Source organism: Streptomyces glaucus (assembly GCF_039533365.1).
Classification (GTDB): Bacteria; Actinomycetota; Actinomycetes; order Streptomycetales; family Streptomycetaceae; genus Streptomyces; species Streptomyces glaucus.
Window position 1 is genome coordinate 68191 of sequence record NZ_BAAATK010000011.1, and the last position, 14901, is coordinate 83091.

Annotated in this window: 11 protein-coding genes and 3 pseudogenes; 7 read left to right on the forward strand and 7 right to left on the reverse strand. The window is 71.7% G+C overall.

What is annotated here, in order from left to right; genetic code table 11:
- Positions 1-54: 54 nt before the first annotated feature.
- From ABD363_RS11140 to ABD363_RS11160, 5 genes and pseudogenes are all read right to left on the reverse strand, one after another.
- Positions 55-4422, reverse strand: coding sequence for a trypsin-like peptidase domain-containing protein (locus ABD363_RS11140; RefSeq protein ID WP_344602224.1), 4368 nt, complete (start codon positions 4420-4422; stop codon positions 55-57).
- 8 nt (positions 4423-4430) lie between these two features.
- A complete protein-coding gene (locus ABD363_RS11145) occupies positions 4431-4736 on the reverse strand; it encodes a trypco2 family protein (RefSeq protein WP_344602226.1) in 306 nt (101 codons plus the stop codon).
- Between the two features lie 65 nt (positions 4737-4801).
- Positions 4802-4951, reverse strand: a pseudogene (locus ABD363_RS11150) (GNAT family N-acetyltransferase); the annotation flags it as partial.
- 391 nt (positions 4952-5342) lie between these two features.
- Entirely contained in the window at positions 5343-6407 is a 1065-nt protein-coding gene (locus ABD363_RS11155; RefSeq protein WP_344602228.1) for an MFS transporter, read from the reverse strand.
- A 180-nt stretch (positions 6408-6587) separates the two neighbouring features.
- Positions 6588-7433: an alpha/beta hydrolase gene (locus ABD363_RS11160; protein ID WP_344602230.1), complete on the reverse strand. Its 846-nt coding sequence runs from the start codon at positions 7431-7433 to the stop codon at positions 6588-6590.
- A 117-nt stretch (positions 7434-7550) separates the two neighbouring features.
- On the opposite strand from ABD363_RS11160, the gene ABD363_RS11165 reads away from it, so the two are divergent.
- Positions 7551-8483: a LysR family transcriptional regulator gene (locus ABD363_RS11165; RefSeq protein WP_344602232.1), complete on the forward strand. Its 933-nt coding sequence runs from the start codon at positions 7551-7553 to the stop codon at positions 8481-8483.
- A gap of 32 nt (positions 8484-8515) precedes the next feature.
- On the opposite strand, the pseudogene ABD363_RS11170 reads toward ABD363_RS11165, so the two are convergent.
- A pseudogene (locus ABD363_RS11170) lies at positions 8516-8626 on the reverse strand (IS5/IS1182 family transposase); the annotation flags it as partial.
- Positions 8627-8822: 196 nt separating this feature from the next.
- Between ABD363_RS11170 and ABD363_RS11175 the strand changes: the two are divergent.
- The 5 genes and pseudogenes from ABD363_RS11175 to ABD363_RS11195 all read left to right on the forward strand — a co-directional run bounded on the left by ABD363_RS11175 (position 8823) and on the right by ABD363_RS11195 (position 12949).
- Complete coding sequence (locus ABD363_RS11175; protein WP_344602234.1) at positions 8823-9005, forward strand: hypothetical protein; 183 nt, start codon at positions 8823-8825, stop codon at positions 9003-9005.
- A 13-nt stretch (positions 9006-9018) separates the two neighbouring features.
- A pseudogene (locus ABD363_RS11180) lies at positions 9019-10219 on the forward strand (IS3 family transposase).
- Between the two features lie 177 nt (positions 10220-10396).
- Positions 10397-10681: a polyprenyl synthetase gene (locus ABD363_RS11185; RefSeq protein WP_344602236.1), complete on the forward strand. Its 285-nt coding sequence runs from the start codon at positions 10397-10399 to the stop codon at positions 10679-10681.
- Positions 10674-11726 (forward strand): polyprenyl synthetase family protein, encoded by a 1053-nt coding sequence (locus ABD363_RS11190; protein ID WP_344602348.1) that lies wholly within the window; start codon positions 10674-10676, stop codon positions 11724-11726. Before ABD363_RS11185 ends, ABD363_RS11190 begins: the two co-directional genes overlap by 8 nt.
- 59 nt (positions 11727-11785) lie before the next feature.
- Positions 11786-12949: an oxygenase MpaB family protein gene (locus ABD363_RS11195; RefSeq protein WP_344602238.1), complete on the forward strand. Its 1164-nt coding sequence runs from the start codon at positions 11786-11788 to the stop codon at positions 12947-12949.
- Between the two features lie 39 nt (positions 12950-12988).
- On the opposite strand, the gene ABD363_RS11200 is transcribed toward ABD363_RS11195, so the two are convergent.
- Positions 12989-13711 carry an integrase core domain-containing protein gene (locus tag ABD363_RS11200; protein ID WP_344602240.1) on the reverse strand — a complete coding sequence of 241 codons (723 nt, stop codon included), beginning with the start codon at positions 13709-13711 and terminating at the stop codon, positions 12989-12991.
- A 256-nt stretch (positions 13712-13967) separates the two neighbouring features.
- On the opposite strand from ABD363_RS11200, the gene ABD363_RS11205 reads away from it, so the two are divergent.
- On the forward strand, positions 13968-14738 hold the full coding sequence (locus ABD363_RS11205; protein WP_344602242.1) for a helix-turn-helix transcriptional regulator: 771 nt from the start codon (positions 13968-13970) through the stop codon (positions 14736-14738).
- Positions 14739-14901 lie beyond the last annotated feature (163 nt).

Genomic DNA, 14901 nt, shown 5'->3' on the forward strand with positions numbered 1-14901 from the left:
ACCAGTCCCGAGGCCGACCACACCGTCGGTCGGGCGCCCGGCCGGGTGCGCGGGTCACCTTCCGGCTTCGAGCAGGGCGTCGACGCAGCGCGGGTCCACCCGCACGGCGAGCGTGAGCGGCCCCGTGCCGTCCTGGAACTTCCAGTGGATCTCCGTCCAGACCTCGGCGGCCAGGGCCTGCGCCGCACGCCTGGTCGCGCGCCGCGCGTGCCGGTCCCGCGCCTCCGGCTCGGTGCAGCGATCCCGCATCGCCAGATCGGACTCCACCAGTCCCGTCAACGCCCGCGCTCGGTCACCGGGCGAGTGCAGCCGGGACACGAACTCGTCGGCCCTGTCGTGCTCGCCGATCCGGTCCGCGGCCTTCGCCAGGGCCTGGAGCGCGCCGGACGGGTTCGGTACCGCCCCGGTGCCGAAGGTGGTGACGGCCCGCGCGAAGACGGCCCGGGCGCGGTCGGCGGCACCGGCGTCCGCCAGGGCTGCCGCGATCTCGGCCAGCGTCTGCGCCCTGTCGTCGGTGCCGCTCACGGATCCGGCCAGGCTCTCGGCGAGATCGTGGTCCCGGGCGTCGTGCGCCACCTCGCGGACGAGCAGGGTCAGTGCGTGATCCCGGTCGCCCTGGCTCCAGTGCCAGACGGCGTCCTCGGCGTGCTCGATCATCGACTGGATCTCGTCGCGGTCGCAGACCGGGGCGGCGACGTGCAGGATCTGTCGCACGTTCGACGCCAGGGTCGGCCCGTTCTTCTCCCGCAGCGCCAGCTCCTGCGCCCGGAGGACGGCCGAGCGCGCGAGTTCGCGGTCGCCGAGCTCGATCGCCGCCTTGATCACCATTTCCAGGACGATCAGGATCTCGTGTCTCCTGGGGCAGGACGCCGCGATGCCCGGTACGTCGCGCAGCAGTCGCCCCGCGTGCTCGCGAGCGCCCGCCCGGGCCGCCATCAGCGCCAGGTCGGTGAGCGCGCACGCCCGGTAGTAGGGTTCGGCGATCCCCCGCGCGAGCGGCTCCACGTGGGCGGGGTCGGCGTCGTCGGTGCCCTTGGTGAGCAGGTTCAGCGCGCTGAGCTGGTCGGCCGGGTCACCGATGCCGTGCAGCACCGTGGCCGCCTCGTCCTGTTCGCCGATCAACGTGGCGACGCGGACGAGCAGTCCGAGGCCGTGCCGGTAGCCGGGGGAGGCCGGCGCCGCGCGCATGACCGGGGACGCCGACCGGAGCATGGCCGCCGCCCGGGCCCGGTCGCCCTTTCTGGCCGCCTCGTCCGCCAGGACGCACTGTCCCCACGCCTGGTCGGTCGGCACGTGCGAGGACCGCAGCATGGAGTCGGCCCTCGAGGCGTGGCCGGTCGCGGAGATCACCATGACAAGACGTTCGAAGACGTGCCGCCGCCGTCCCGGCTCCCCGATCTGGTGGATCTTCGCCTTGGCCAGCCTGATCAGCGCACGCGCACGGTCGCGGTCCTCGGGTGCGGTGGACCTCCCCACCGCCTCCAGGACGGCGATGAGCCCGTCGGCCTGGATCCTGGCGTAGTCCGTCGAGCCCATCGCACCCTCGCACCCGGCGATGAACCGCCGGGCCCTGTCCTGCTCGCCCGCGCCGGCGGCGACCCAGGCCAACCGGGCGAAGGCCTCGGCGGTGTCCAACGCCCTGGGCAGCGACCTGGCGAGATGTTCGGCCCGCTGGTAGTCCCCCTTCTCGGCCATGACCTCGACGAGCCGGATGAGATTCCAGGCCGGCGAGGCGCCCGCGGGCATCAGCCGGGCGACCCCCTCCGCCCGGTCGTACTCGCCGGCCCGCGCCATGCGCTCCACGAGCCACTCCGACTGGTAGACATCGTCGAACTCGTCCGCCTCGTGCAACAGGTCCTCGACGCGATCCCAGTCCCCGTCGAAGGCCGCCAACCGGGCGAGTACCTGCTGGTGGCCCACCGGGTCGGTCATCGCGCGCGCGAGTTCCCGTGCGGCTGCGGCGAGTTCCCGCGCCCGCGCGTGCTCACCCCGCTCGGCCGCGACCTCGGCCACGCCGACCAGGGTCTCGGCGCGCTCGACGAGGGCGTCGTCACCGTCGTACCAGCCGGCGTACACGTCGTCGCCGGTGTCGGCGACACCCACGGACCGGGCCAGCGACTCGGCCCGGGCGAAGTCACCGCGCCGCGCCGCGGCCAGGGCCCGGCGCGCCGTGAGCGAGGGGTAGCCGCAGGCGCGCGCGAGCAGCTCGGCCCGTTCGTGGTCGCCGGCCGCCTCGGCCGCCACCGAAAGACGGTCGAGCAGCTCACGATCCTGCCGGGTCGGGTCCAGGGCGATCCGGTCGGCTCGCTCGTGGTCGCCGGCCGCCTCGGCGACCACGGCAAGCGTCGCGTGGTCGTCGAGCCACCCGGCGACGGCCTCGGCGCGCTGCCGGTCGCCGTTCTCCGCGATGGTCTCGGCGACCTGCCGGATCGCCCAGTACCGCGACACCCCGCCGTGCAACCGGGCGAGCGACTCGGCCTGCTCGTACGCGCCGAGCCTGGCCCACACGGCCGGCAGGATGCTGGGCATGTGCTCGTACCGGCGGGCCAGTTCGTCGCGGCACAGGGCCAGGCGCAGCGCCAGCGGCAGATCGGTGGCATGCTGCCGGACGTTGAGCTGGTAGGCCATGTCGATCTCGGCGATGGCCAGGAAGTCGTTGCCGGTGCGTCGACGCAGCATGTCCTGCCGCGCCCGGTCGGTGGCGCACCGGGCGAGACCGGCGAGGTCCCGGGTGGCCATGAGCAGGTTGGGATAGTCGTACAGGAGGTAGGCGGGGGTGCTGTCCGGCCAGTCGCGCCGCCGGTAGCCGTCCGCCCAGCGGTGCAGCCGGTCGCGCAGGTCGTCGATCTCCGTGCCGAGGCTCTGCTCGGTCGCGGTCTGCAGCGTGTCGTGGCTGAGGAAGTAGGTGAGCTGCCCGGTCGCCGACGACCGGCCGGTGACGCTGTGTCCGAGGTCGGCCCGGAGCAGGGCGTCGATGTCGTCCGGTTCGCGTCCGGTGAGTTCGCCCAGGTCGGTGCCGGTCAGCCCGCCACGCGCTGCGGCGACGAACCCGAGCACCTGTCGCCGCACGCCGGTGTCCCGCAGTGTGTGCGCCAGCTCCGTCGAGGCGTCGTGCTCCAGCAGGCGTGCGTGCGGGGACGCGGCGAGTTCACGCACCGGGCACGTCCGCAGGGGGTGGTCGCCCGGCACGTCGGCCGGCAGGCGGAAGTCCGGCCGGCTGGACACCAGTACCCGCATGTTGTCCGGCGGGTGCCGGGGCAGCAGTGCCGCGATGCTGGCGGAGTCGCCGCCGAGGGCGCCGCTGTCCTCGTCGAGACCATCGACGACGAGCAGCAGCACCCTGCCGTTCCCGCGCGCCCGTGACGCCGCGGACTCGAACAGCGAGGCGAGCCGGCCGCGCCGGTGGGACGCGGCCCCGCTGCCGGACTCGCCGTCCGCCGACGCGGAGAGCTGCCGCGCGACCGTGGCCGTGAACGCGTCGCCGTCGGCCGCACCGGGCAGGCGCCGGGTGACGAAGAACGACACGACCTCCACCCCGGGCGGCGGGTTCAGCACGAACCACGAGAGCAGCGCCGTCTTCCCGGCCCAGGCCTCGCCCCGCACCCATGCGTAGGGCTGCCGGCCCGCGCAGAACGCCGCCAGGCCGGACAGTTCCTCCTCGCGGTCCCGCAGTCGCAGGGGCGCGAAGTCCTCACGGACGGCCGCCTGATGGACCCGCCTGACCACGTCGTGCCGGGTCGGCGGGAGGACGGGGGGCAGCGGCCCCGACTGCGGTGTCCCGGCCAGCTCCGCGAGGCGGAGGCGGTCGCCGGTGCCGAGGGCTGCGACGCAGCGGTCCACCCGAAAGGCCGTCAGGCTGCCGTCGCCCTCTTTCCCGTAGTGCCGCGCCAGCACGCCGACGATCCGGTCGCGGCACCACAGCGCGGCCCCTGACATGCCCTCCCACGGCGAGACGGCGCCGTCCGGCTCGGCGCGCGGCGCCGCCACCCTGACCTCCAGGGTGCCCTGCATCCGGTTGGACGCCGTCCCGATCGAGCCGTCCGCCTGGTGGGTGTCGCGGTACCACGTCCTGCCGTCGTCGTCCGACCGCAGTTTGAACCGCGGGAAACCGATCGCCAGGGCCTTCAGCCGCAGGACCCTGTCGTCGGGGATCCCGCCCAACGGTGTCTCGGGCAGGGCCTCGGCGCGGCCCTCCATGGCCAGGACGGCGATGTCGTGCTCCGGGCACGACCAGGCCACGGTGGCGTCGGCGGCCCACTCGGTCCTGAGGCCACCGTCGAACCGCACGCGGATCGAGCGTGCGCCGTTCACCACGTGCGCGGCGGTCAGGACCGCCGTCGGGCGGATCCGGTAACCGGAGCCGCGCTGCGGGGCACGGCCCCCGGCATCGACGATGATCTCGGCGACGCGGCGGACGTCCACCCCCGACGTCACCGTTCACCCGGCAGCGAGTCGCCCGTGATCATCATGCGGGAGTCCGGGGCGCTGGTCCGGCGCGGGTCGAGACTCAGCCTGATCCGCTGGGTCGACTGCGTCGAGAACTTCGCGTCGGCCCCCATCTCGACCACCCAGAACTTCACCTTCGCGGAGGGGCCCGCGTCCCTGGACACCGCCAGGGTCAGCTCCAGTTCCACCGGACCGAGTTCGAAACGCAGCTCCTCGCCGTCGCCGGCGTGCATCGCCGCCGAGAGCTCGGCCCGAAGCTCGGCGATGACCTCTGATAACTCGACGCTCATACCGCAACCCCCTCGTCACCCGTAATCTAGCGGCATCCGGGGGGACGGGCCCCGGATACCGCCGGTCACAGCGCGCGGTGCACGATGCGCAGCCCGGCGTAGCCCTCCGTCGGGTGCCGGAAGCCCTCCGGCACGGTGCCCAGCACGCCGAAGCCGAGCGACCGGTACAGCTGCACCGCATGGACGTTCGTCTCCACCACCGCGTTGAACGGGAGGCGAACAGGGACCGCGCAGAGGGTGCGGTTCGGTGCCACGTGATCTGACGCCTCGCTGGCGGGTTCGGCCACCGGGCTCACCAGCGGCGACCTCGATCGGCTCAGTCCGGGACGCCTGTGGCGGTTGCGGTCCGCAGGTGGCGGTAGACGGTTTCGCGGCTGATGCCGTATTCCTTGGCCGGCGTGGATTTCCGCTCACCGGCGGCGCGCTCGCGTGGCTGGCGGGCTTGGCCGGGGGCGAGTACGGGGTTGAAGCACTCTCAGGCACGCAACGGGCTTACTGGTCGTTTCGGAATGAGGTTCGCAGACAGCGGAGGCAGATGATGCCGCAGGCCGGCTCGGCGTTGGGGCTCACGAGCCTGCTGCCTCGCATCCCGGCGCTTCGCCGGGCTCACGATCCAGGTGTTCCGAACGTCCCCGCGGCACGCGCTGCATCTGCCCGTGGCACGGCTGATCGGTTCCGATCGCGCATCCGAAGGCTGATCAGCGCGGTGACGGTGAAGACGGCGGCCTCGTAGATCATGGCGTGCCGAAACGCGGCAGCCGGGCCGGCGGCGGGTGCGAAGTGGACGAGCCCCGCCGCAGCCACCCCGATCGACCCGCCCAGCTGCTGAGCCGTGGGCAACACAACAGCCCGGACACGGAACCGGCCGCGGAGCCGTCCGCCCTCGCCGGCACCAGAGCGAACACCGAGGCGGTGAACGAACCGAACGCGGTGCCGCCGAGACCAGGACCGGCAACGCTGCCCAGCGTCCGGCTGCCGTGCCGATGAGCGGCGCGAGAGCCAGGGCCGTCCCCGCCAGTACCGGCGCCGAGATCGTGAGCACGGCTGACCCGTGTCGGCGGGCCGGCGCGGGTGCGCCACGACTGCCCAGGACGGCCACCGACACGGCCGGCGTGGCCCATGTCCACCAGAGCCAGCCGGCTTCCCCTCCCAGCGCGAGCGGCAGCACAGCGCACCGAAGCCCACGGTGGTCAGCAACACGCCCACCCCGTCCACGCGCTGTCCGGCCGCGCCTCGCGTGCGAGGCAGCACGGTCGCGCCCGCGAGCGAGACGAGTGCCACCGGCACCGTGACCAGGAACACCGAGCGCCAGCCGAGACCGAAGAGGTCGGCTCCGACGAGAAGTCCGCCGATCAGCGGCCCGGCCAGCGACGCCACTCCCATCGGGGCACCGAACAGGCCGAGAGCCCGTGGGCGCCGGGCAGCGGGGACGGCGACCTGGGCGATCGGCAGAACCTGCGGGGCGACCAAGCCGCTGCCCGCGCCCTGGACCAGCCGGGCTGCGATGAGGAACGCGGCATCGGGAGCACGCGCGGCAGCCACTGAACCGGCCGTGAAGACGACGGTGCCCAGCACGAACAGCCGGTGGTAGCCGTACCGGTCGCCGAGGCGCGCGGCCGTGATGAGCAAACAGGCGTAGGCCAGGGTGTACCCGGCCAGAATCAGCTGCACGGCGCCTGAGCCGGCACCCAGGTCGGCCGGACCGCCGGGGCGGCGATCCGCGCGGCGGTGACGTTGAGCAACTGCACGAATGTCGCGCTCAGCACGACGGCAGCACGAGCCGCCCGCCGCCACCGGCGTCGAGCCGTTCCCGGCTCAGGGACGGGGAACCCTTCACGGGCCGATGCCGGCTCACGAGGCGAGGGCCGCGGCGAGTTCGCCCGGCCGGGCAGCGAACGGGCTGTGGCTGCCGGGCAGCGTATGCACGATGAACGGATTGCCGGGAAAGGCCCGGTCGGCTTCCGCGATCATCAGGTCCTGCGCGGCCGGTGCCAGCGCCCGGTCCTCGGCGCAGCGCAGGAAAGTTCGGGGAATTCGTCCCCACCGTGCTGCGGTCAGCGTGACCGGAGCCGTCGGGATCGCCAGGGGCAGATCAGGGCTCAGCGCGGACCGCCACCGGTCAAAGCGGTCCAAGGGGGTGTCGTGGTAGTAGGTTTCCCGCAGCTCGTCGAGGTAGGCGGGATCCGGCGAGAACGGATTGATCCGTACGGCGCCCAGGGCCTCGGGGTCGCCGAGGTTCAGGTTCTGGCCCAGCGCGGTGGCGTTCTCGGGTGAGCCCAGATAGTCGAAGAACCGCGGCCGCCCGCCCGGGACGAAAGCGGACAGGTAGACGATCCGGTCCACCAGCTCGGGCGCCCGCTCCGCGGCCAGGGACGCGGGACCGCCGCCCGCGCTGTGCGCGACGAGCACGACAGTGCGATGGTGACGCACCTGGTGCAGGACGCTCAGTACCGCCTCGGCGCAGTCGTCCATCGTCAGGGTGGCGAGCTGTGACTTCTCGGTCAGCAGGCCCGGCTGGCCGGGCAGCAGGTATCCGGTGGGCAGGGGTGCGTCGAAGCCGTGTCCCGGCATGTCGACGGCCACGCTTGCAGCGCCCAGTCCGGCCAGCGCGCGTTGCGTCGCCGCCCACTGTCCGGAGCTGTGCCAGGCACCGTGCACGAGGACGAAGACGGTGTCGGTCAGAGATACGTTCTTCATGGCTCCATTCCGGGCAGGAACCACAGCGCCGTCCATCCATAGATCTGGTAAGTGGCACGGCGATACCTTTGAGGTATTGCCAGCAGTCGACGGGACCGATGGGACGAGGGCAGGGGCATGGAAGCGCGACACCTGCGGTATGCGGTTGCTCTCGCCGAGCACGAACACTTCGGCCGGGCGGCCCGCGAGCTGGGCATCGCACAGCCGCCGCTGTCCAGGCAGATCGCCGACCTGGAACGCGAGGTCGGGGTCCGGCTGTTCGACCGCACACGTCAGGGTGTGTTCCCGACCGCCGCCGGCGAGGCGTTCCTCGCGCGGGCCCGCCGGGCGCTTGACGAGATCGCGGCGGCCACGGTCGACGCGGGCCGGGCCGCGCGCGGCGAGACGGGACGTCTGCGCCTCGGCTTCATCGCCTCGGCACTGCTCGACCCGCTGCCGGGCGTCCTGAGCCGGTTCGGCCGTGAACGACCCGACGTGAGATTGGAACTGCACGAGATGGCAACCAGCCGCAGCAGCCCGGCTCTCGTCGCCGGGGAGCTGGACGTGGCCATCACCCTCGGCCCCCCACGAGGTGCCGGAGCCGAGCATCTCGTGTCCGTCCCGATCGGACGCGACCACGTGATCGCTGTGGTAAGTACGGCGCACCCGTACGCGGGGCGACAGTCGGTGAGTGCCGACCAGTTGCGGCGACAGCCGCTGATCGTGTCGGCCGGCGAGGACGAGCCCGCTGTCGTCGCCGGACTGCGCGCACTGCTGGGCACGGACTCATCGGCTCTCGGCGGCGCGATCGTCGCGAGGGACGTGCACACGATCATCGGCCTCGCCGCCTCCGGCGTGGGCGTCGGCCTGGGGCCGTCCCGCATGAGGGCGGTCCCGCGTCCGGGAGTGCGGTTCTGTGCAGTGACCCCGCGCACGCCCCTGCCCGATCTCGTCCTGTCCTTCGCGGCCCGCGATCACTCCCCGGTGCTGCGTGCCTTCCTCGACACCATCCGGACCAACTGCCCCGAAGTCGGTGCCGCGCTCGACGACCGGCTCCGACCCCAGACCTGATGCGGGCCGGCCATCCCTTCTCATGCACGTGTCCGGCCTTCCGGGCGGATCCGTAGCCGCTTGAACCGGTGCAGCCGGGCGAAGGCGCGCCCGACGACCCAGCGCACCTTGCCCGGTCCGGAACCGTGGGCGACGCCGCGTCGGCGATCAACGGCTTGCTGCCCCGCTTCCACAGCAAGCAGCAGGACCTACGACCTGGTCCACGCGGGCACGGACAACGCCGAACGCACCACGCTCGGCTCGGCCTGGTTCCACCACACCGCCCTCGGCCTCGCCTCCACGGCCACCCACGGCGTCGACACCGTATTCATCCGCGAACCGGCGGGCACGCTGAATTCCATGACGACTGGGGGTAAGGCGTACTACTGCCTCACCGACGCCACCGGCAACGTCCTCGGCCTCGTCGACGACACCGGCGAACGCACCCACACCTACGGCCCGGCCGGCCTGCCCCGCACCACCCCCACTGGGGCCTTGGCCCCTGATCTTGGACACACGAGACACTGGATCCGGAGGATCTGAGAACGGACATCTCGTGGTCATGAAGAACTATCCGCCGCAGTTCAAGGCGGATGCGGTCGCGCTGTACCAGTCGCGACCCGAAGCGACGATCAGGCAGGTCGCCGCTGACTTGGGGGTGAACCCGGAGACGTTGCGGAACTGGGTCAGGGCGGCTGGTGCGAGCCGGCCGCGGGGCCGCCGGGCCGGGGCGTCCATTGAGCCGCCCACTGCGCTGGAGGCGGAGAACGCGGTCCTGCGCAAGAAGATCCGCGAGCTGGAGGAAGAGCGCGAGATCCTGCGGAAGGCGGCAAAGTATCTCGCCGGCCAGACGCGCTGGTGAACCCCTTCCAGTACGTCGCCGACCACCAGCGCCGCTACGGCGTGAAGCGGCTGTCCACCGTCCTGGGCATCGCCCGCTCCAGCTTCTACTACTGGCGCCGCACCGCCGCCGACCGGGCCGCCCGGCAGGCGGCCGACGCCGCTCTCGCCGCACGGATACGGGCCGTGCACCGCGAGCCGGACGGCGCCTACGGCGTCCCCAGGATCACCGCCGAGCTCCGCGAGGCGGGCGAGCGGGTCAACCACAAGCGGGTCGCACGCGTGATGCGAATCATCGGCCTGGCAGGCGTGCGCTTGCGCCGCAGGCACCACACCACGATTGCGGACCCGGCCGCGGCGAAGGCCCCGGACCTGATCGGCCGCGACTTCACCGCACGCAAGACGAACACCAAGTACGTCGGCGACATCACCTGTCTCCCCCTGGAGAGCGGGAAGTTCCTCTACCTGGCCACCGTCACCGACCTCGCCTCACGCCGCCTGGCCGGCTGGGCGATCGCGGACCACATGCGCACCGATCTCGTCACCGACGCCTGGCCGCCGCCGAACAAACCCGCGGCAGCCTCGCCGGAGCGGTCCTGCACACCGATCACGGAGCCCAGTACATCAGCCGGGCCTTCACCGACGCCTGCCGCAGGGCCGGCGTCCGCCAGTCCATGAGCGCGATCGGCTCCAGCGCGGACAACGCACTCGCCGAGTCCTTCAACGCGACGTTCAAACGCGAAACCCCCCAGGGCCGCAAGCACTGGGCCGGCGAGCACGAGGCCCGCCTCGACGCGTTCCGATGGCTGCACCGCTACAACGTCCGACGCCGTCACTCCCGCCTCGGACACCGCAGCCCCATCGCCTACGAGAACGCCTTCCGAACGACATCAACTTCGCTGACGCAAGCCGCATAACCCGTGTCCAGGAACCGGGGTCAAGGTCCCATGGCTTGTGCGCTGGACGTTTGTTCCCCTGTGTCGCTCGATAGTGAAACGCGGGTCAAGCGGTGTGATCGTCAGGTCATGCTGTGATTGGCGTACGCCCCGAGTCGGTGTGTGCCGCACGCGACCGACACTGCAGGGGGCATCGATATGACAGCTACTCCGCACGGCAGCCGGGGGCTGGACGAGCAGGCGGTGCTGCTCATGGCCGGCCTGGCGGACTTGGCCGTCACCACCATCAGTTCGGCCGTCGGTACTGTGCAGCAGCTGCTGCGCCGCTCCGACGGGCCCGACATCGCACGCGATGCGCAGCAGGACCTGATGGCCCGCGGCCGCATCACCCTCGACCGCTACGCTGCTGCTCCCCCCGCCCACCTCGAGGTGCTGGCCCAGCACGTTCTGGCCCGGCAGACGGCACCCGGTGGCGATGTCTGACCGCTGGAACCCGGTCGACTTCAAAGCACGCATCGACACCCTCTTGGCGGACTTCCTGACCGAGGAGACCGAGCAGCTGCTCGCGATTGACGAGGCTCTGCAGCCGGTGGCTGAGCAACTGCGGGCGGCGGCCGGGCACGGCAAGCGACTGCGGGCGGCGTTCTGCTACTGGGGGTGGCGTGCGGCCGGCCAGCCCGACAGCGACGCCCTGGTGCGCGCGGCAGCCTCCATGGAGCTGATCCATGCCGCAGCGATCGTCCACGACGACCTGATCGACGACAGTCCTCTGCGCCATAACCTGCCCACTGCCCACATCGCCCTGCAGACCACTCTTGTCGGCCGTCCGCGGGCGCGTGCTGCTGCCCGCTCGTTGGCCATGCTGATCGGCGATCATCTGATGGCGTTGGCGGGTCGGCTGTTCACCACCAGCGGCCTGCCCGCCGCCTACCTGGCCAGAGCCAGGCCGATATGGGCCGAACTGCCGCGGGAGCTGATCGCCGGCCAATGCCTGGAGATTCTGACCACCGGCAGCCGCCCGGACGCGGAAGTGTCCTTGAAGGTGGTCCGGTACAAGACCGCCAAGTACACCGTGGAGCAGCCCTTGCTCCTCGGCGGCCTGCTCGCCGGCGCTGCGCCGCACCTACGCGCCGGCCTGTCCGCGTACGGACTTCCGCTGGGCGAGGCCTTCCAGTTGCGTGACGATCTGCTGGGCCTGTTCGGAGAACCCGGCCGCACGGGCAAGGCCTGCCTGGACGACATCCGCGGACAGCGGCCCACCGCTCTGCTGGCCATGACCTGGCAGGCCGCCCTGCCCGCACAGCGCGAGCAGCTCGCCAGTGTGCTGGGCCGCCGGGACCTCACCGACGAGCATCTGCGCGACATCCGCGAGTTGATGATCACGCTCAAGGCTCCGGAGCAGGTGGAAAGCATGATCACCTCCCGGACGCAGGAGGCGATCAGCCACCTGGACGGGGTGGACATGCCTCACCCGGCGCGACGGGCCCTGACCGACCTCGCTCACCTTGCCACTGACCGCCACCACTGACCCGCCTGCCCAACGGCTCCCAGCCGCAGCCGTGCAGCTTGCCGAGAGGGACTGCTGTCATGACCTACACCGAAGCCTCGATGAACGCCCTGCGCCGGGCAGGTGACGAACTCGCCGACGCCGTCGTGGCCACCTTGTTCGAGCGGGAAGAGGTGGACAAGTTCAACACCCTCATGCGCCACGTATCCACCGCCGGCTCACCTCTGCCCGACGGACTGCCCGACGTCGCCCGCGAATACCTTCAGGCCACCAGCGTGCCCCCGGCCTGGGTGGACTGGGAGGAGATGGAGAAGGCCCGGCTGTTCTTCATCGACAACAACGTGCACATCTCCACCGCACTGTCCTTCGCCGCCATGCCCGCCTGCTACGTCGTCCCGCACGTGGCGAAGCTGCTGTCCACGACACACGGGCTGAACTACCCCTCCAAGCGGATGGCGGAGACCGGCCAGTTCACCGTCTACCTGATGCAGCCCGACGCCTTCGAGGCCGGCAGCCGCTTCATCCCCGCCGCGCAGAAGGTCCGGCTGCTCCACGCCTCCATCCGCCACCATCTCAGGCGCGAGAACCGCTGGGACGCCAAGGAACTGGGCACGCCGATCTGTCAGGAGGACATGATCGGCGGACAGATGTTCTTCTCCCTGCTCGTCCTGGACAGCCTGCACCGCCTCGGCATCCATATGAGCGTCGAAGGCGCCGAAGCTTACTACTACGCATGGCGGGTGGTCGGCGCCATGCTCGGCGTCGACCAGGAGGCCGTTCCCAAGTCCCTGGAGGAGGCCCGCCAATTCCTCGACCTGTACATGATCCGGCACATGGGACCCTCCGAAGAGGGCGCGCGCCTGACCCGGCAGCTCATCGACCTCTATGAGGAGGTCGTCCCCGGCACCTTCTTCGACCCGATCGTCTCCGCCCTGATCCGCCACCTGATCGGCGACACCTGCGCCGACTGGCTCCAGGTCCCGCGCACTGCCTGGGACAGCGTGGTCAAGGTCGTCCCTCACCTGCTGGGCGTACTGGAGACGATCGAAGACCGCTCACCGCTGGGCGCCTGGGCGCTGGACCGCCTCGGACACCTCACCACCGTCTTCGAGCTGTCCTCCCTCACCCGCGGCCGCGTCATGCACTACGCCATCCCCAAGCAGCTGAAAAAGGACTTCGGCGTCACCGACAATGTGCCCCGCACCCGCCGATGGACACCGCCCGCGCCGATTGTCGCGCCCTGACGGGACGACTCCCGCCCTCGGTCGCAGTAACCATGGCCTCTACGGGCGTCTGGCGCTGCCGCCACCCCGCCGCCCGGCACCGTCCGGAGGACCCCGGCCGCCACCCGGCCCCCGGCGAGGCAGGGTGACCCCGGCCCGTGGAGCTCGTGGAGTCATCGCTGCGGCTCGAGCCGTGTACCGGTACTCGCTGGCGACCCCGGAGAGGACGGGGGCGCGCAGGAGTCCGCCGGGCATGCGATCGTGCGATGCCGCGGACCGTTCCCGGGCCTCGGGTGGCCGTTGGTCTCGTGGCCGGTGTGGCCGATGTGTGTTGTGGTGCTTTTGGTACGCAGCGAGAACCTGGTGGGCGTGGGCGTCGTCCACCGTCAGGATGTGATCGGGGACGTCGGGCCGGATCGTGCCGGCCGCTCGCGCGCAGTGAACGTTCCTGCGGGGCGCCTGTGGTGCACTGAGCGGCACGTCCATGCCTTCGGCCCCGAAGACGGCGTCGAAGGAGCCGGTGTACTCGCGGTCGCGGTCGCGGAGAACGGAGCGGAGCGGCTCGACGCGTGCGCCGAGGCCGGCGATCAGACCGCGGTGCCAGGCCGGCGGCGTTGTCGGCGTGACCGGGAAGATACGGCTCCAGCGCCGGCGCGGTATCGGCGACGACCGCGCGACCAGCCGGAACCGGTCCGCTGGCTCGTAGCGGACCGGATCGGCGAGTCGCCGTCGCAGCACCGCGTTCTCGTGCCGCAACACCAGAAGTCCGGCGTCCTCGGCCATGTCTCGGCGCAACAGGACCGCAGGCACGGACAGCACGCCCGGGTGGCCCGGTACGGCAATAGATGATCACTGGTTCGGCGTGCCAGCCACCGTCGGGAGAACTCGCACGCGAGCTCCCACCAGCAGCGACGACTTCACGAGTCCCACAGGATCCGCCTCCCTCCGGCGCTGCGGTCCAGCGCTGGTCCGGTTCTCCGGCGCCGCCCCGAGGCGGGACGCGCGGCCGTGAAGATCCGGCTCCGGTTAGCCTGGGCGCATGCGTGTCACCAGGGACCTGCCGACGCTCGCCGCCGGCGAGGTGGACGTGCCCTTCGTGATCCAGGGGTACGAGGAGGTCGTCGCCGCCGACACCGCGTGGAACGAGCACTCGCACCCGTGGCACGAACTCCTCTGGAACGAGCACGGCACGTCCACCGCCGTGGTCGGCTCCCAGGTGTGGTGCATCACGCCGACGCTGGGACTGTGGATGCCGGCCGGGCAGCTGCACTCCGCCTCCGCGGTCGCGGGCACCTCCTACCGCGCCCACTTCTTCCGGCACGGCACGGAGTCGGCGCTGCCCGACGTGCCGGTGGCCGTGGAGATCACCCCGCTGCTCCGGCTGCTCCTGGAGCGGCTCGAAGAGGCGGAACTGCCGCCTCGCTCCCGGGCCGTGACCGAGGCGATGGTGCTCGACGTCCTACGGCCGTCGCCTTGGGCGCTGCTGGTGCAGCTGCCCACGTCCCCGTTGCTGCGGCCGATCGTGGACAGGGTGCGGGCCGACCCAGCCGACCAGCGGACACTGGCCGGCTGGGCCGCCGTCCTCGGCTGCAGCGCGCGCACGCTGACTCGCGCCTTCCGTGCCGAGACGGGTACGAGCTTCGCCCGCTGGGTCGCCTCGGTCCGGGCCCAGCACGCCGTGCAGCTCCTCTCCCTCGGGCACGAGGTCGACGTGGTGGCCGACGCGGTCGGCTACCGCTCGGCGAGCGCCTTCGGCGCGGCCTTCCGGCGGACGACCGGCATGACGCCCGGCAGGTTCCGGGCGCGCTGAGAACGTCGGGGCGGACGCCTTCCCTGCGGCGGAGCCACCCGCCTGCGTGTCCCGATCGCTACAAGGGCTGTCGAAAAGGCTCGATTGATCAGCGAGCCTTCGCTCCATAACCTGTGAAGGCAAGCCTTACCTAACTTGCTGTAGCAAGTCCGGTGCCCTGCTC